At 69.0% G+C, this 16,228-nt stretch carries 15 protein-coding genes; 11 read left to right on the plus strand and 4 right to left on the minus strand.

The window, feature by feature from the left end; genetic code table 11:
• The first annotated feature begins 11 nt into the window (after positions 1-11).
• The 4 genes from pcrA to ACWEOO_RS01745 all read left to right on the plus strand — a co-directional run bounded on the left by pcrA (position 12) and on the right by ACWEOO_RS01745 (position 4,777).
• The gene (gene pcrA / locus ACWEOO_RS01730) at positions 12-2,345 is read left to right on the plus strand and encodes a DNA helicase PcrA (RefSeq protein WP_452141301.1); all 2,334 of its coding nucleotides are present in this window, start codon (positions 12-14) and stop codon (positions 2,343-2,345) included.
• A gap of 84 nt (positions 2,346-2,429) precedes the next feature.
• Positions 2,430-2,990: a hypothetical protein gene (locus tag ACWEOO_RS01735; RefSeq protein WP_359938556.1), complete on the plus strand. Its 561-nt coding sequence runs from the start codon at positions 2,430-2,432 to the stop codon at positions 2,988-2,990.
• Positions 2,991-3,033: 43 nt separating this feature from the next.
• Positions 3,034-3,708, plus strand: a complete 675-nt coding sequence (locus ACWEOO_RS01740) for a TetR/AcrR family transcriptional regulator (RefSeq protein WP_452141302.1) — start codon at positions 3,034-3,036, stop codon at positions 3,706-3,708.
• Positions 3,709-3,787: 79 nt separating this feature from the next.
• Positions 3,788-4,777: an NAD(P)-dependent alcohol dehydrogenase gene (locus ACWEOO_RS01745; RefSeq protein ID WP_452141303.1), complete on the plus strand. Its 990-nt coding sequence runs from the start codon at positions 3,788-3,790 to the stop codon at positions 4,775-4,777.
• A 343-nt stretch (positions 4,778-5,120) separates the two neighbouring features.
• Here ACWEOO_RS01745 and ACWEOO_RS01750 read toward each other — a convergent pair whose 3' ends face one another.
• The 3 genes from ACWEOO_RS01750 to ACWEOO_RS01760 all read right to left on the minus strand — a co-directional run bounded on the left by ACWEOO_RS01750 (position 5,121) and on the right by ACWEOO_RS01760 (position 7,614).
• Positions 5,121-5,639, minus strand: a complete 519-nt coding sequence (locus ACWEOO_RS01750) for a DUF6886 family protein (RefSeq protein WP_359938568.1) — start codon at positions 5,637-5,639, stop codon at positions 5,121-5,123.
• Between the two features lie 24 nt (positions 5,640-5,663).
• Positions 5,664-6,425, minus strand: coding sequence for a M23 family metallopeptidase (locus ACWEOO_RS01755; protein ID WP_452141304.1), 762 nt, complete (start codon positions 6,423-6,425; stop codon positions 5,664-5,666).
• 337 nt (positions 6,426-6,762) lie between these two features.
• Positions 6,763-7,614, minus strand: a complete 852-nt coding sequence (locus ACWEOO_RS01760; protein WP_452141305.1) for an esterase/lipase family protein — start codon at positions 7,612-7,614, stop codon at positions 6,763-6,765.
• 132 nt (positions 7,615-7,746) lie between these two features.
• Between ACWEOO_RS01760 and ACWEOO_RS01765 the strand changes: the two genes are divergently transcribed.
• The 6 genes from ACWEOO_RS01765 to ACWEOO_RS01790 all read left to right on the plus strand — a co-directional run bounded on the left by ACWEOO_RS01765 (position 7,747) and on the right by ACWEOO_RS01790 (position 13,262).
• A complete protein-coding gene (locus tag ACWEOO_RS01765; protein ID WP_355473907.1) occupies positions 7,747-8,166 on the plus strand; it encodes a cobalamin B12-binding domain-containing protein in 420 nt (139 codons plus the stop codon).
• Positions 8,167-8,492: 326 nt separating this feature from the next.
• Positions 8,493-9,818: an ABC transporter substrate-binding protein gene (locus tag ACWEOO_RS01770; RefSeq protein WP_452141306.1), complete on the plus strand. Its 1,326-nt coding sequence runs from the start codon at positions 8,493-8,495 to the stop codon at positions 9,816-9,818.
• Between the two features lie 97 nt (positions 9,819-9,915).
• Complete coding sequence (locus ACWEOO_RS01775; RefSeq protein ID WP_452141307.1) at positions 9,916-10,971, plus strand: carbohydrate ABC transporter permease; 1,056 nt, start codon at positions 9,916-9,918, stop codon at positions 10,969-10,971.
• Entirely contained in the window at positions 10,971-11,852 is an 882-nt protein-coding gene (locus tag ACWEOO_RS01780; protein ID WP_359938582.1) for a carbohydrate ABC transporter permease, read from the plus strand. Before ACWEOO_RS01775 ends, ACWEOO_RS01780 begins: the two co-directional genes overlap by 1 nt.
• Complete coding sequence (locus tag ACWEOO_RS01785; protein ID WP_452141308.1) at positions 11,849-12,001, plus strand: hypothetical protein; 153 nt, start codon at positions 11,849-11,851, stop codon at positions 11,999-12,001. The genes ACWEOO_RS01780 and ACWEOO_RS01785 overlap by 4 nt, the downstream gene beginning before the upstream one ends.
• A 214-nt stretch (positions 12,002-12,215) precedes the next feature.
• Positions 12,216-13,262 carry a porin PorA family protein gene (locus tag ACWEOO_RS01790; RefSeq protein ID WP_452141309.1) on the plus strand — a complete coding sequence of 349 codons (1,047 nt, stop codon included), beginning with the start codon at positions 12,216-12,218 and terminating at the stop codon, positions 13,260-13,262.
• A gap of 8 nt (positions 13,263-13,270) precedes the next feature.
• Here ACWEOO_RS01790 and ACWEOO_RS01795 read toward each other — a convergent pair whose 3' ends face one another.
• A complete protein-coding gene (locus ACWEOO_RS01795; RefSeq protein ID WP_452141310.1) occupies positions 13,271-14,926 on the minus strand; it encodes a glycoside hydrolase family 13 protein in 1,656 nt (551 codons plus the stop codon).
• 127 nt (positions 14,927-15,053) lie between these two features.
• Here ACWEOO_RS01795 and sucC point away from each other — a divergent pair, with 127 nt between their 5' ends.
• Positions 15,054-16,226 carry an ADP-forming succinate--CoA ligase subunit beta gene (gene sucC / locus ACWEOO_RS01800; RefSeq protein WP_452141311.1) on the plus strand — a complete coding sequence of 391 codons (1,173 nt, stop codon included), beginning with the start codon at positions 15,054-15,056 and terminating at the stop codon, positions 16,224-16,226.
• Positions 16,227-16,228: the final 2 nt, after the last annotated feature.

Below are 16,228 nucleotides of genomic sequence, written 5' to 3' on the forward strand. Positions count from 1 at the left end.
GGTGTTGGGTGATGACTACGCTGTTCTCGCCTGATGAGCTCCCGGTGCCGCTGGAGGAGCCGAAGACGTCCCGGACCGACCCGGATGCGCTGCTCGACGGGCTGAACCCGCAGCAGCGCGCCGCCGTGGTGCACGCCGGCAAGCCGCTGCTGGTGGTGGCCGGTGCGGGGTCGGGCAAGACTCGGGTGCTGACCCGCCGGATCGCCTACCTGCTGGCGGCCCGCGACGCGCATCCCGGCTCGATCCTGGCGATCACGTTCACCAACAAGGCCGCCGCCGAGATGCGCGAGCGCGTCGTCGACCTGGTCGGGCCGCGGGCGAAGCTGATGTGGGTCTCGACGTTCCACTCGTCCTGTGTGCGGATCCTCCGCCGCGACATCAAGCGGTTCGGGATCAACTCGACGTTCTCGATCTACGACGACACCGACTCGCGCCGGCTGATGACACTGGTCTGCCGCGAGCTCGACCTGGACGTCAAGCGCTACAACCCGCGCGCCGTGCTGAACTGGATCAGCGCCCAGAAGAACGAGCTGGTCGACCACGAGACGGCCGCGTCGAAGGCGGAGAACCACCTCGAGCAGACGTATGCCGAGTGCTACCGGATCTACCAGGAGCGCCTCGCCCAGGCGAACGCGCTCGACTTCGACGACCTGCTGATGACCACGGTCAACCTGCTGCAGGCCTTCCCCGAGGTCCGGGAGTACTACCGCCGCCGCTTCCGCCACGTGCTCGTCGACGAGTACCAGGACACCAACCACGCGCAGTACACGCTGATCCGCGAGCTCTGCGGCGAGGACGACCCGGCCAACAACAATCAGAATGGCAACGGCCCGACGGCGCCGCCGGCGGAGCTGATGGTGGTGGGCGACTCCGACCAGTCGATCTACGCGTTCCGCGGCGCCACGATCCGCAACATCCTCGCCTTCGAGGAGGACTTCACCGGCGCCGAGACGATCCTGCTGGAGCAGAACTACCGCTCCACCCAGACCATCCTGACCGCGGCCAACGCGGTGATCGCGCGCAACGAGGGCCGCAAGGCGAAGAACCTGTGGTCCGACCAGGGCCAGGGCGAGCAGATCGCGGTGTACGTCGCCGACAACGAGCACGACGAGGCGCAGTTCGTCGCCGACGAGATCGACCGGCTGGCCGACGCCGACGGGGTGAAGCCGTCGGACGTCGCGGTCTTCTACCGGACCAACGCGCAGTCGCGGGTGTTCGAAGAGGTCTTCATCCGCACCGGCCATCCGTACAAGGTGGTCGGCGGCGTCCGGTTCTACGAGCGCAAGGAGGTCCGCGACGCGCTCGCGTACCTGCGGGTGCTGGTGAACCCGGAGGACACCGTCTCGCTGCGCCGGATCATGAACGAGCCCAAGCGCGGGATCGGCGATCGCGCCGAGGCCGCGATCGAGGCGCTCGCGCAGCGGGACCGGATCTCGTTCGCGCAGGCGATGCGCCGGGCCCAGGACGCGCCGGCGATGGCGTCGCGGTCGGTGAACGCCGTGCAGGCCTTCGTCGACATCCTCGACGAGCTGACCGCGATGGTCGACTCGGGCGCGCCGCCGGACGACATCCTCGACGTCGCGCTGCACCGCTCGGGGTACTACGAGACCCTGCAGAAGTCGCCGGACCCGCAGGACGAGACCCGCCTGGAGAACCTGGACGAGTTCATCTCGGTGGCGCGCGAGTTCGTCGAGGAGCGGACCGCGGCCGGCGAGGCGGCCGACCTGCAGGCGTTCCTGGAGCGGGTCGCGCTGGTCGCCGACGCCGACCAGATCCCGGACGCGGCGGACGACGGCGGCGTGGTCACGCTGATGACGCTGCACACCGCGAAGGGCTTGGAGTTCCCGGTGGTGTTCCTGACCGGCATGGAGGACGGCGTCTTCCCGCACTCCCGGTCGCTGACCGACCTGAAGGAGCTCGAGGAGGAGCGCCGGCTGGCGTACGTCGGCATCACCCGCGCTCGGCAACGACTGGCGATCTCGCGCGCCGCGGTGCGTTCGGCGTACGGCGCCCCGCAGCACAACCCGCCGTCGCGGTTCCTGGAGGAGATCCCGGCCGAGCTGCTCGACTGGCGCCGGGACGAGTCTGCGATCACCCGCTGGTCGGGGACCGGCACGAGCCGCGGCAGCGGAATCCCGAGCCGGTACGAGCCTGCCCGCAAGACGGCCTCCGACAAGCCGGTGATCAGCCTCAACCCGGGCGACCGGGTGGTGCACGACAGCTTCGGGATGGGCACCGTCGTGGTGGTCCGCGGCGAGGGTCAGCAGGCCCAGGCAGACATCGATTTCGGCTCCGAGGGCGTCAAACGCCTGCTCCTGCGCTACGCACCGGTGGAGAAGATCTAGTCAACTTCTTGGACGGGTGCGTTGCATCTGACCCGGAGATTGAGACAATCAAGGATCTTCGGCCCACTCCCGGAAGCGGCCCCCATGTCCAAGTCGTCGGCCAGCAACCGCCGGATCATCCTGGCGGGAGCGAATCCTGGGCTGCGGCTGTTCGACGAGAAGGGCAAGGTCACGGCGTACGCGTCGATCTGGATGGTCGACTGGTCGATCCGCGGCTCCGGTACGGCGGTGGTGCTGTGGTTCGACGGGATCGTCCGGGTGGTGTCCGAGGATCCCGACCTGGCCGCCTGGCTGGAGTCGTACTTCGTCCGCTCGTTCCTCGAGGTCCAGGGCCTGCCGTGGCACGAGCCGGCCGTCGAGCGGGACCTGGTCCAGGTCTCGATGAACCTCGCCGACGGGTTGAGCGCCAAGGCCGCGGACATCCAGATCGAGATGAGCGGCGTCCTCGACCGCCGGCTGTTCGCGACCGACAACTTCCAGCTCGCCGACGGCAACCACAGCCTCAGCCTGGTGATCGCCCCGGTCCGCGCCGCTACGGTGTCGATCGGCGGCGCTTCGGTCCCCGGCTTCGTCCAGGTCGACGGCTCACCGGACAAACCGGGCTCGTCGGCGTTCCTGACCACCGCCGAGGTCTGGCAGCGCTGACCCTTCCCTTACGCTGTAAGCCCAGCGTCGGAAGGGAATCCAGGTGTCACAGGCGAACTCCGAGCCACGGGCGCCGCTGAGTCGCGAGCTGTTGCTCCGGGCCGCGGTCGCGATCGCCGACGCCGACGGGCTCGAGGCGGTCACGATGCGCCGCGTCGGCGAGGCGGTCGGCGCCGAGGCGATGTCGCTCTACCACCACGTCGCGAACAAGGGCGATCTGCTCGACGGTCTCGTCGACCTGGTGATGGCCGAGATCGACGAGCGCGTCGAGCGGACCGCCGTACCGGGCGACAGTTGGCAGCAGGCGATGCGGCGCCGGATCCTGTCGGCGCGCGAAGTCATGCTGCAGCACCCGTGGGCGCCGCGGCTGTTCGAGACGCGGCCCACCATGAGCCTCGCGGTGGTCCGGTATCACGACCGGTTGGTCGGGCTGATGCGCGCCGGCGGGTTCTCGTACGACCTCGCCCACCACGCGCTGCATGCCTTGGGCAGCAGGGCTCTCGGGTTCTCCCAGGAACTGTTCGATCCGGCCGCGAGCGCGAGCCCGGCGTCCGAGCGGATGCTCCGGGAGTTGGCCGATCAGGTCCCGCACCTGACCGGGATGATGGCCGAGATCGCGCACGACGACCCGGCCGGCACGATCGGCTGGTGCGACGACCAGGCCGAGTTCGAGTTCGCCCTCGACCTGCTGCTCGACGGTCTCGACCGCCGGCGCTGACCGCGCCGGGCCCTTGACGTCCCTTACGGCGTAAGGCAACCTTACGCCGTAAGGAGACTTACGTTGTAAGGGGGACGGGATGAAGGCCATCGTTCAGCACGAGTACGGATCACCCGACGTTCTGGCGTTCGCCGACGTCGAGACGCCCGAGCCGGCCGCCGGTGAGGTGCTGGTGCGGGTGCACGCCGCCTCGGTCAACGCGCGCGACTGGCACGTGCTCCGCGGCGATCCGTACATCGCCCGCCCGTCCGCCGATCTCGGCCTGCGGCGGCCGAACGTCACGATCCGCGGCACGGACTTCGCCGGCCGGGTGGAAGCGGTCGGCCCGGGAGTGACCGACGTACAGGTGGGCGCCGAGGTGTACGGCGAGGCGCCGCGGGCGTTCGCGGAGTACGTCGCCGTGCCGCAGGACCGGGTCGCGGCGAAACCGGCCGGCCTCGGCTTCGAGGAGGCGGCCGCGCTGCCGCTCGCGGCGAACACCGCGTTGACGGGTCTCCGCGACGCCGCGAAGATCCGGCCGCGGCAGCAGGTGCTGATCAACGGCGCGGCCGGTGGCGTCGGCACGTTCGCGGTGCAGATCGCCAAGGTCCTCGGTGCGACGGTGACGGCGGTGAACTCGTCGCCGTGCCGCTCCGCCCACGGAATCACCCGCGGCACCCGGAACCCGCGCTCGTCGGTGATCCCGATCGTCACCAGATGCTCGGAGCCCCGCCGCGCCGCGTCCACGAGCTCCGGACGGCCGAGCTCGGTCCCGGCCAGCGCGAGCACCGCCGCGATTCCCGCGAGCCCGTGCGTGAAGTTCGGCATCTCGGTCGGCTCGTCGGTCCGGAACCGGCGGGACACGAACTGCCAGTTGAGCCCGGTCGGCAGCTCCTCCCGTTCGTCGAGCAGCAGGTCCGCGGCCCGGTCGGCGAGCGCCGAGGCGTCGTCACCGCGGCGGGTCGCCCACAGGGCCCCGAGCAGGATCGCGCCGGTTCCGAGCGTCACGTCGTTGCCGACCGCATCGGGCGCGTACCGCGGCTCGTCGAGGAAGCTCTCATGCCAGCCGTTGCTAGTCGCAAGGGACTGAAGGCGTGCGAGCGCGGCGCCGGTTCCTGGCTCGTCGAGTGCGGTGAAGACCCCGATCGAGCTGACCAGTCCGTCGAAGAACGTGGTCACTGCGGTCGTCGGAATCGTTGCGCGGACCCGGTCCGCAATGGCCGTCGCGAGGTCCTGCTCGGCCTGGGTCCACGCGCGGGTCAGCCGGATCTCCGCCAGCACGTGCGCGAGCCCGCCGACGCCGCTGTGCATGCCTTCGGGGTACTTGTCGGGGGTGTCGCTGCCGCCGAAATCAGGGATCCACGGGCCCTCGTCGCCCCACCGGACCTGGCTCAGTGTCCAGGACCAGGCCTGTTCGGCCACCTCGCCGTACGTCATGGCTGAGCGTTGCGGAGCCGGATGCCGCTGAACTCGAGGGTGCTGGTGACGACCGCGGCCCAGAAGTCGTGCAGCCGCTGCAGGACCCGCAACTGGATCCCGGCTTCCTCGTGCAAGGCGAACAGGTCGCCGACGCGCTCGGGCGGACCGATCGGCCGGACGTCGACGCGGGCGACGACCGCGGCGTCGTGCTCGGCGAAATCGGCGGCAGGCAGGCGGTACGCGTAGAGCTCGACCGAGCGGATCGCGTCCAGCCAGCCGTACTCGACGGCGTGCACACGGGTGCCGGATCCGGCGCCGATGATCCGGTCGCGGTCCTCGGGAGTGGTGTTCGGCCCGACCCAGGCCATCGCGCGCGGGCACTGCCGCGGGAACCAGTAGTCGGGGGCCCGGTCGTGGCCGACGGCCCAGACGTACGGGGTGATCTTGCCGCCGGTCCTGGCGACGTAAGGCCGGAAGATCTCGATCGTCGGATCCTCGGAGAAATGCAGAACCTCACCAACTGCCGGACGCATGCCAGCAGCTTAGTCAGGGAGTCGTTACGGGTTCAGGCCACAGTGGTTGCGCAGCCACGGCATCGGGTTGATCGGCTCGCCGCCGTCCGGCCGGACCTCGAAGTGCAGGTGCGGGCCGGTGGTGTTGCCGGTCATCCCGACCCGGCCGACCTCGTCGCCGGCGTACACGGTCTCGCCGACCTCGACGCTGAACTTCGACATGTGGTTGTACCAGGTGACGGTGCCGTCCTCGTGCCGGACCTGGACCTGACGGCCGTACGGACCGGCCCAGTCGGCGAAGATCACGACGCCCTTCATCACGGACCCGATCCGGGTGCCGATCGGGGCGGCGAAGTCGGTGCCGGTGTGGTTGCGGGCCCAGCGGCTGCCGCCCTGCCCGAACGTCGCGGTGATGTGGTAACCGGAGATCATCATCTCGCAGCGGGTGGCCGACTCGCGGAGCTTCTGCTGGGCAGCCTCGGTCTTTGCCTTCGCGGCGGCCAGTGCGCTCGCCCGCTTGGCGGTCAGGGCCTGGGTGGCGCTGAGCTTCACCGCCCGGGCCTGTGCCAGCTTCGCCGCGGCGGACTGCTTCTTGGTGGTGGTCGTGTCGGCCAGCTGGACCCGGGAGGAGTCACGGGTGGCGAGCTGGCGCGCCTGGATGCGTGCCGTGGTGATACCGGACAGCTGCTGACCGCTGTCCAGGCTGAGCGCGGCGAGGTTCACCGCGGAGTTGGCCTGGGTCGGTGACGACAGGGCGCTGTGGCTGAAGCCGACAGCTCCGGCTGCCGCGGCGAGCGCGGCGGTCAATCCGACGATCTGGGTACTGCTGGGGGTATTACGCCTGGCAACGCGATGTTTTGCACTCTGACGTCCTGCGCCTGGCTTGCGCGCAGCATTGCCGGGCGTGACGCGGTCGCCCGCGGCACGGTGCTGGGACACAACGTGGCCTTTCGGTCACAGGGGAGGGGCTTGAAGCTTCTCTTGCAGCCCCCGGAGGGTTTATTCCCCGGGAGGACTCACAGACCATAACGGAAGGGTCACGGGGTGACAAACCCCGCCACCCCCTTTTCCGCGGCTCCTTCACGAAACTTTTGCATGAGCCGCTGCACGTGCATCCGCCGGAAGCGCCCAGGAAGCTTCCTGATCAGGCAGTTTTGGGCTCTTCGTCCAGGTGGGCCAGTACCCCGGTGATGCGGTGCACGACCTCGCCGTGGAACGGCAAGGACAGGTGGCCCACGCCGTGCACCCGGACATTACTCGCCGTCAGGTCGGGGTGACGGATCCGGGCCCTGCGCTGCGGCACGATCAGCTGGTCGACGTCGCTGTAGAACGCGACGAACCGGGTGTCGCAGTCCGGTGCCGGCTCGGCCAGCTCCGCCATCAGTTCACTGTCCGGCCGGACCTGCTTGACCAGCGGCCACGGCAGCAGCTTGGCGGCGACGGTGCCCTGGTGCGGCGTGCCCAGCGTGACGCACGTGTGCACCCGGGCGTCGCCGCCCAGGCGCTGGACGTAGTACCGCGCGATCAGCCCGCCGAGGCTGTGCCCGACGACGTGGATCTGGTCCGACCCGGACGCCTCGCAGATCGCCTCGATCTCCCGCCCCATCCGCTCGGCGGTGCGGCGGACGTCCAGCGTCAGCGGTGAGTACGAGAACGCGTGGATGCGACTGAACCCGCGACGGATCAGCTGCCGCCGCATCAGCGCGAAGATCGTGTGGTTGTCGATGATCCCGTGCGCCAGCAGGATCGGCGTACCGGCGGCCCGGACGTCGCTGACGAGCAGGCCGCGCTGGGCCGGGCCGAGGCCGGCGAGGTTCAGCCGCGCGGGCAGGTCGGGGGCGCCGCGGACCAGGCCGAGCGGGTACATCGCCAGATGCGTGGTCAGCCAGCCGATCTCGACCGCCGCTCCCTGCAGCACGCTGGGCGAGAGGGCCGAGCGGGCGCCGTACGCGAGCCCGTCCAGCGCGCCGCGGACCTCGTCCTGCCAGGTGCTCATGGCGACTCCTCACCAAACCAGACCCCCCGGTGGTCCGATCTCTTCCAAGGTAACCGGTTCCCGTCCTGCGTGTGGGGGAACACACGCCTCTGTGTCTTATCCGTGAGGAACGCCAGCGGTTAGCCTGCCCCCATGCCTGCTACGAGCCCGTTGCGCGTCGTCGTCGCCAAGCCCGGTCTGGACGGTCACGACCGCGGTGCCAAGGTCGTCGCCCGCGCCCTGCGGGACGCCGGCATGGAGGTCATCTACACCGGTCTGCACCAGACCCCGGAGCAGATCGTCGAGACCGCGATCGCCGAGGACGCCGACGCGATCGGCCTGTCGGTGCTGTCCGGCGCGCACATGACCCTGTTCAAGCGGGTCCGTGAGCTGCTGACCGAGCGGGACGCCGAGGACATCGTGGTGTTCGGCGGCGGCATCATCCCGGACGCCGACCTGCAGCCGCTGGCCGAACTCGGGGTGCACAAGATCTTCACCCCGGGCGCGACGACCACCGAAATCGTCGATTGGGTGCGCAGCAACGTCGGCGACGCCTCGGCGACCTCGGCCTGACCCCTCGGGCTGGTTCCGCGTCACTCCGGAGCGTGATGACGACTGCCCGGAGTCGTTCTGAACAGTCATGCCCTGTTCAGTCAGGTTACTAATCGGTAATACCGAATCGTTAAGAAATACCCGGTTGTGCGGGCTTCCCAAACGCGGTCGCATACAGCCATGCGGCTGTCCGTTTCAGAGACCGTCCGGCCGGGTTGTGTGTGGCTCAGAACACATCGGCCCGTTCTCGGTTACTGTCCGGACAGGGCGGATCGCAGTGCGGTGGGGGACTGCGACCTACTGACGCAGGACCCAAGCGAGTCCCATCGGGAGAGGGCAGGTAAACGATGAGGTTTGAACGATCACACGCACGCAGGACGGCTTTCGTCGCCGTCGCAAGCAGCTTCGCGCTGCTCGCCACCGCGTGTGGTAGTGGCGACGACGGAAGCAGCAGCGGCGGGGGCAGCAGCTCGGCCGGAGCGCTCGAGGGCCGGGGACCGATCACCTTCGCCACCGGCAAGGACACGTCCGGAAACCTGCAGAACCAGCTCAACGCCTGGAACGCTTCGCACCCGAACGAGAAGGTGGAGCTGAAGGAGCTGCCCGAGGACGCCGACGCACAGCGCCAGCAGATGGTGCAGAACGCGCAGGCGCAGTCCGACGCGTTCAGCGTGCTGAACATGGACGTCGTGTGGACGTCGGAGTTCGCCGCGAACCAGTGGATCACCCAGATCCCCGAGGACAAGGTTCCCGACCTGGGCAAGCTGATCCCGGCGACGGTGGAGACGGCGAAGTACCGCGACAAGCTGTACGGCGTGCCGGTCACCTCCGACGGTGGTCTGCTCTACTACCGCAAGGACCTGCTGACCAAGGCCGGTATTGCGGAGGCCCCGAAGACCTGGGACGAGATGCTCGCCGCCTGCCAGAAGGTGGCCGCGCTGCCCGAGGGCAAGGGCATGAGCTGCTACTCGGGTCAGTTCGAGAAGTACGAGGGCCTGACGGTCAACTTCTCCGAGGCCATCAACTCGGCCGGCGGCGAGGTCGTCGGCAAGGACGGCAAGCCGAACGTCAACACCCCCGAGGCCAAGGCCGGTCTCGACGAGCTGGTGAACGGCTTCAAGACGGGTGCCTTCCCCAAGGCCGCCATCACCTACAAGGAGGAGGAGAGCCGGCGCGCCTTCCAGGACGGCAAGCTGCTCTTCCTGCGCAACTGGCCGTACGTCTACTCGCTGGCGAACAAGACCGACGGCTCGTCGAAGATCGCCGGTAAGTTCGCGGTCGCGCCGCTGCCGGGCAAGTCCGGCGCCGGTGTCTCCTCGCTGGGTGGTCACGACTACGCGATCAGCTCGTTCGCGAAGAACAAGGCCACCGCGATCGACTTCATCAACTTCATGGCGAGCGAAGAACGCCAGAAGGCGAACATCGAGAAGACGTCGCAGGCGCCGACCTGGCAGTCCCTGTACGACGACGCGGCGCTGAACAAGCAGTTCCCGTACCTGGCGCCGCTGAAGGCGTCGATCCTCGGTGCGCAGCCGCGCCCGCGGGTGGTCAAGTACGGCGACGTCACGGCCGCGATCCAGCAGGCCGCGTACGACGCGCTGACGGGCAAGCAGACGTCGGATCAGGCGTTGTCCGGCCTGCAGACCAAGCTCGAATCGCTCATCACGCAATGACCGTCGTGCCGGGGCCGGTGTGTGGGGAGGTTATGACCACGCACCGGCCCCGGCCAGTCCCTGCCCCGGCTCCGGCCGGGAAGCAAAGGAGGCACAGGTGACTGCAAGTACGCCGGTCGCGGAACGGCCGGTCAAGGAGCCGAAGCGCCAGCAACGGTTCGACGAGGGCACCGGCCGGCTGGCCGCGACCCTGCTCTCCCCGACGCTGCTCGTCCTGGGCGTCGTCGTGTTGTTCCCGATCATGGCCGCGCTGCGGGATTCGCTCTACCAGAGCGGCCAGCGGATCGACGAGAACGGGTTCATCGTCAAGGGCTCGACGTTCGTCGGGCTCGACAACTACACCGCCATCTTCAAGGGTGAGACCGGCGACCGGTTCTGGAACGCGTTCTACAACACCACGCTCTTCACCGTGGTCTGCGTGATCCTCGAGACCGCCCTCGGTGTCGCGATGGCGCTGATCATGCACAAGGCCTTCAAGGGCCGCGGCATCGTCCGGGCCAGCATCCTGGTCCCGTGGGCGATCCCGACCGTCATCTCGGCGCTGCTCTGGAAGTGGATCTTCCAGGCAGACGGCATCGCCAATACTCTGATCGGCACCCAGGTGCTGTGGTCGACCGAGGGCTGGCAGTCGAAGCTGTCGGTCGTCATCGCCGACACCTGGAAGACCGCACCGTTCATCGGCCTCCTGGTCCTGGCCGGGCTGCAGACCATCCCGGCCGAGGTCTACGAGGCCGCGAAGGTCGACGGTGCGAACGCCTGGAAGACCTTCACCCGGATCACGCTGCCGCTGGTGAAGCCGGCGCTGCTGGTGGCGGTGCTGTTCCGGATCCTCGACACGCTGCGGATCTTCGACCTGCCGTTCGTGCTGGTCGGTGCGCACAAGAACTCGGTCGAGTCGCTCTCGATGCTCGCCTACGACGAAGCGTCAAACGTCAGATACGGCCCGGCCGCCGCCTACGCGACCTTGCTGTTCCTGTACGTCGCGGTGGTCGCCTACCTGTTCGTCAAGATCCTCGGCGCCGACGTGATCGGTGAGGCCCGGGCCAAGAAGCCCGGCGGCGGGCGCCGGAAGAAGAACCGCAACTCGGATACGGCAGCCGCGCGGGCCGTCGTCGCCGCGGGAGCCGGTCCGGGTACTGGAGGGAACGTCTGATGGCTACCGCAACCGCACAGCCCCGGGCCGACGCGGCTCAGGTCCGGGCAGCCGAGTCCGGCTGGGTCAAGCGCTGGCTGCCGCTGCTCGGCGTCGCGCTGATCGTGATCTACTGCCTGGCGCCGTTCTACTGGATGGTCGTCTCGGCGTTCCGCCGGCCGGCCGACCAGTTCTCGAACGCGCCGATCCCGTCGCCGTTCTCGATCCAGAACTTCAAGGACGTGTTCAGCGGCAACAACGGGTTCCCCCGTGGTCTGCTGAACAGCCTGATCGTGGCCGGCTCGGTGACGATCCTGACGCTGGTCATCGGCATGATCGCGGCGTACACGCTGGCCCGGCTCGACTTCCGGGGCAAGAACCTCGTGCTGGCGATCATCATCACCACGTCGATGTTCCCGGGCATCTCGCTGGTGGTGCCGCTGCTGAAGCTGTTCGTCGACATCAAGTGGATCAACACCTACCAGGCGATGATCGTGCCGAGCCTGTCGTTCGCACTGCCGCTGGCGGTGTGGAACCTGACCGCGTTCTTCCGGCAGATGCCGCAGGAGCTCGAGCAGGCCGCGATGGTGGACGGCTGTACGCCGGCCCAGGCGTTCCGCAAGGTCATCATCCCGTTGGCGGCGCCCGGTGTGTTCACCACCGCGATCATCACGTTCATCGCGGCCTGGAACGAGTTCCTGATCGCGCTGAGCATGACCAACAAGAAGTCGATCCAGACGGCGAACGTGATCGTCTCGCAGTTCACCGGGACGACGGGCCGCGACCAACCGTTCGGCAGCCAGATGGCCGCCGGTGTGGTGGTCACGATCCCGCTCGTGATCGCCGTCCTGCTGTTCCAGCGCCGTATCGTCGCCGGCCTCACGGCAGGTGGCGTGAAGTGAGCTGGCGGGACCGGCGCGACCAGGATCGCCGGGACCGGGAGGAGCGTGACCGGCGGGACCGGGAGGACCGGGACCGCCGCGATCGCGAGGACCGTGACCGGCGGGACCGGGAAGACCGGGACCGCCGCGATCGCGAGCGCTACCGCTAGGTGAACGACACGAAAGGGCCGGGGCCGACCATGGTCCCGGCCCTTTCGTGTGTTCACAGGACGGCGGCACCTGAGGACGCAGCGCGTCGCGTTCATCCGCACAGGCGGATGTGCCGGCCGGTGCGCCACTGAGACGATGCCTCAGGGGATCGACGGCGGAATCCGCCACGGCACACACCGGGCCGCCTGGGGGCGGTCGCAATCAGGGGGCATCATGCGACGAACAGCATGGATTCTGATCGGATTCGGAGTGCTGCTGCTGATTTTGGCGGCAGTGCTGAGGTTCGTGGTCGCACCGGCCGCGACGAAGCTGCCGAGCGATACCGACACCACCACGACGTACAGCGGGAAAGGCACCGTGCTGAACGCCGCGGCCCTGCAATCGGGTGACGTGGCCAACGCGCTCGCCCGGGACATCCCGGTCACTCTCGACCGCCATGTCTATGTCAGTGACTCCGACAGTGACACCGCCATCGTCCACGACGACGGGACCCTGAAGGCCGGCCCGTCGTCGTCACAGAGCAACCACACGTACGCCGTCGACCGGACGACGATGACCGAGACCGATCCGATCAACGGCATCCAGGTCGAGCAGCACCATGGCCTGACCGTGACGCTGCCGGTCGACCCGGAGGCGTCGTCCGACGTCTACACCTATTGGGACACCATGACGCGGAAGGCTGTTCCGGTCACCTACATCGGTACCGAGGACCGCGCGGGGCGCACGACGTACCACTACCGAGCGACCGCGTCCGGCCCGCTCGCGGACCCTGCGCTGCAGCAGCAGTTGCCGACCTCGCTGCCGAGGACGCTGGCGCCCAGACTGCTCGCGCTGCTGCCGACGCAGACGCAGCAGCAGCTCGCTCCGCTGGTGGCCGCGCTGCCGGCGCAGGTGCCGTTGGGCTACACCGCCACCAGCACGTACGACGTGTGGGCCGACACTGATCTCGGCGCTCCGCTCGACACCAAGATCAACCGCTCCGTGATCGCCAATGTATTGCTCGGCAACAACGCGCTCCCGCTGCTCCCGGTCCTGGCTGTCGATGTCACTGAAACCCAGGCGTCGGTCGCGGACGCGGCGGCCAAGGCGGACGATGCTGCGCTCAAGCTCGACTGGATCCAGCTGTGGGGTCCGCTCATCCTGCTGGTCCTCGGTCTCGCCCTGATCGTCGTCGGACTGCTGGTCGGCCGGCGGAAGCCGGAGCCGCCGGTGGCCGCACCGACCGGACGGGTCGATGCGGGGTCACCGGCAGCCACGTGACGGCGGCTTTACTCCTCGAGCCAGACGCTGGTGTCGGGCGGTAGCCCGGCACCGGTCAGCGGCTCACTGCTGAGCAGAACCTTGCTGTGGGGCGGGAGCGGAACCGTGGTCTCAGCGAGGTTCACCACGCACCGGAAGCCAGGGTCGCGGGTGAACGAGAGGACGCCGCCGGGGGCGTCCTCGTCCCAGACCAGCCGGCCCTCGCCGAGCGCCGGGTGTTCACGCCGGATCCGGAGCGCGTCCTTGTAGAGGCTGAGGTGGCTGCCGGGGTCGCCGGTCTGTGCTTCGGCGGTCAGGCTCGCCCAGTCGGCGGGTTGGGGGAGCCACGGCTGCCCGGAGCTTGGGCCGAAGCCGTACGGCGGCTCGGAACCTGACCACGGGATCGGGACCCGGCAGCCGTCGCGGCCGCGGACGGTGTGCCCGGAGCGCTCCCAGGTCGGGTCGTCCAGCACCTCCTCGGGGAGGTCCTCGACCTCGGGCAGTCCGAGCTCGTCACCTTGGTAGATGTACGCGCCGCCGGGCAGCGCCAGCTCCAGCAGCGCGGCGGCCCGGGCCCGGCGCAGCCCGAGCGCGAGGTCGGTCGGTACGACGCCCGCACCCGCGAGCGCGTCCTTGTGGTCACGCCCGTACCGGGTGCGGTGCCGGATCGTGTCGTGGTTGCTCAGCACCCAGGTCGCGGGCGCACCGACCGCCCACAGGTTGTCGGTCGTGTGGTCGACGACCTCGCGCAGCTCCGCCGCGTCCCAGGCGGCGCGCAGGGCGTCGAAGTTGAACGCCGAGTGCAGCTCGTGCGGCCGCACGTACTGCGCCAGCCGCTCGGCCGGCGACAGCCACGCCTCCGCCACGAACACCCGGGGGCCCTGCGGCGTATCGGCGTACTCGTCCGCGATCGCGCGCCAGCGCTGGTGGATCGTGTGGACGCCCGGCTGGTCGTAGAACGGGTGGCCGACGTACTTCTCGTGGGTCGGTTCACCGTTGTGCAGCAGCTCCACGTCCGGCATCGCGGGATCCTTGGCCATCGAGTCGGCGACGTCGATCCGGAAGCCGTCGACACCGCGGTCGAACCAGAACCGCAGGATCGCGTCGAACTCCTCGATCACCTTCGGGTGGTCCCAGTTCCAGTCCGGCTGCGAGATGTCGAACAGGTGCAAATACCACTGGCCGTCCCCTGAGTCGGCACTGGTCTGCTGCCAGGCGCCGCCGCCGAACGCGGCCGGCCAGTTGGTCGGCGGGAGCCCGCCCTCCTTGCCGTCGCGGAACCAGAACAGGTCGCGCTCCGGGGAGCCCTTGCCGGCCGCCAGCGCGGCCTTGAACCACGGGTGCTCCCAGGAGCAGTGGTTCGGCACCAGGTCGATCAGGATCCGCAGGCCGAGCGCGTGCGCCTCGGCGATCAGCGCGTCCGCGTCCGCGAGGGTGCCGAAGTCCGGATTGATGTCGCGGTAGTCGGCGACGTCGTACCCGCCGTCGAGCAGCGGGGACGGGTACCACGGGCTGATCCAGATCGCGTCGACGCCGAGATCGGCGAGGTACGGCAGCCGGGCCCGGATGCCGTTCACGTCGCCGGTCCCGTCACCGTCCGCATCGGAGAACGAGCGCGGGTACACCTGGTAGACGACGGCGCTACGCCACCAGTCGTCAGCTGGTCTGCTCTCAGGATCGGTCATGCCAACCAGCCTCGCACGACCGGCGGGAGGGCTGTGACAGTCGTCTCAGCCAGTACCCCGGCTGTCGCTGCCGGCCCGAAGGTGGCTAGTGTCAGGAATCCGTACCGGCGAGAGAGGGACCACACTCGTGGATCTGATGGAATTCCAGGCGAAGACGGTCTTCGCCAAGCACGGGGTGCGGACGACCGTGGGTGCGGTCGTCACGACTCCGGAGGAAGCGCGCGCGGCGGCCGAGAAGATCGGCGGCCGGGTGGTCGTGAAGGCCCAGGTCAAGACCGGTGGGCGCGGTAAGGCCGGCGGCGTCAAGCTGGCCTCGAGCCCGGACGAGGCCGAGGAGAAGGCCCGCGAGATCCTCGGGCTGGACATCAAGGGTCACGTCGTCAAGATCCTGAACATCGTCCCGGCCGCGGCGATCGGCGAGGAGTACTACTTCTCGTTCCTGATCGACCGGGCGAACCGCAACTACCTCTGCATCGCCTCCGCCGCCGGCGGCATGGAGATCGAGGAGGTCGCGCACACCAACCCGGACGCGGTCGCGCAGATCTCGATCGACCCGGCGACCGGTGTGGACTCGGCGAAGGCGCGGGAGATCGCGGAGGCCGCGAAGTACCCGGCCGACGTGATCGACGCCGTCGTCCCGGAGATCGTCAAGCTGTACGAGGTGTTCATCGGCGAGGACGCGTCGCTGGTCGAGGTGAACCCGCTGGTCAAGCTCGAGGACGGCAACGTCGAGGCGCTCGACGGCAAGGTCACGCTGGACGAGAACGCGGACTTCCGGCACCCGGAGCACGCCGAGTTCGAGGACGTCTCGGCGGCCGACCCGCTGGAGGCGGCGGCCAAGGCCAAGGGCCTGAACTACGTGAAGCTGGACGGCTCGGTCGGCATCATCGGCAACGGCGCGGGTCTGGTCATGTCGACCCTGGACGTGGTCGCGTACGCCGGTGAGGAGTTCGGCGGCCAGAAGCCCGCCAACTTCCTCGACATCGGCGGCGGCGCGTCGGCCGAGGTGATGGCGAACGGTCTGGAGATCATCATCTCCGACCCGCAGGTGGAGAGCGTGTTCGTGAACGTCTTCGGCGGCATCACCGCCTGTGACGCGGTCGCCAACGGCATCGTCCAGGCCTTCGAGCTGCTCGCGAGCCGCGGTGAGCACGTCACCAAGCCGCTGGTCGTGCGGCTGGACGGCAACAACGCCGAGGAGGGCCGCCGGATCCTCGACGAGGCCGGGCTGGCCGGTCTGGAGCGGGTCGACACGATGGACGGCGCCGCCAAGCGCGCCGCCGAGCTGGCTGCGAAGTAAGG

The sequence above is a fragment of the Kribbella sp. NPDC004138 genome (assembly GCF_053603655.1).

Bases quoted from the DNA above. Each gene is read 5' to 3' on its own strand.
- pcrA (WP_452141301.1), top strand. From the start codon at position 12: ATGACTACGCTGTTCTCGCCTGATGAGCTCCCGGTGCCGCTGGAGGAG.
- ACWEOO_RS01735 (WP_359938556.1), top strand. From the start codon at position 2,430: ATGTCCAAGTCGTCGGCCAGCAACCGCCGGATCATCCTGGCGGGAGCG.
- ACWEOO_RS01745 (WP_452141303.1), top strand. From the start codon at position 3,788: ATGAAGGCCATCGTTCAGCACGAGTACGGATCACCCGACGTTCTGGCG.
- ACWEOO_RS01750 (WP_359938568.1), bottom strand. From the start codon at position 5,639: ATGCGTCCGGCAGTTGGTGAGGTTCTGCATTTCTCCGAGGATCCGACG.
- ACWEOO_RS01760 (WP_452141305.1), bottom strand. From the start codon at position 7,614: ATGAGCACCTGGCAGGACGAGGTCCGCGGCGCGCTGGACGGGCTCGCG.
- ACWEOO_RS01765 (WP_355473907.1), top strand. From the start codon at position 7,747: ATGCCTGCTACGAGCCCGTTGCGCGTCGTCGTCGCCAAGCCCGGTCTG.
- ACWEOO_RS01770 (WP_452141306.1), top strand. From the start codon at position 8,493: ATGAGGTTTGAACGATCACACGCACGCAGGACGGCTTTCGTCGCCGTC.
- ACWEOO_RS01780 (WP_359938582.1), top strand. From the start codon at position 10,971: ATGGCTACCGCAACCGCACAGCCCCGGGCCGACGCGGCTCAGGTCCGG.
- ACWEOO_RS01790 (WP_452141309.1), top strand. From the start codon at position 12,216: ATGCGACGAACAGCATGGATTCTGATCGGATTCGGAGTGCTGCTGCTG.
- ACWEOO_RS01795 (WP_452141310.1), bottom strand. From the start codon at position 14,926: ATGACCGATCCTGAGAGCAGACCAGCTGACGACTGGTGGCGTAGCGCC.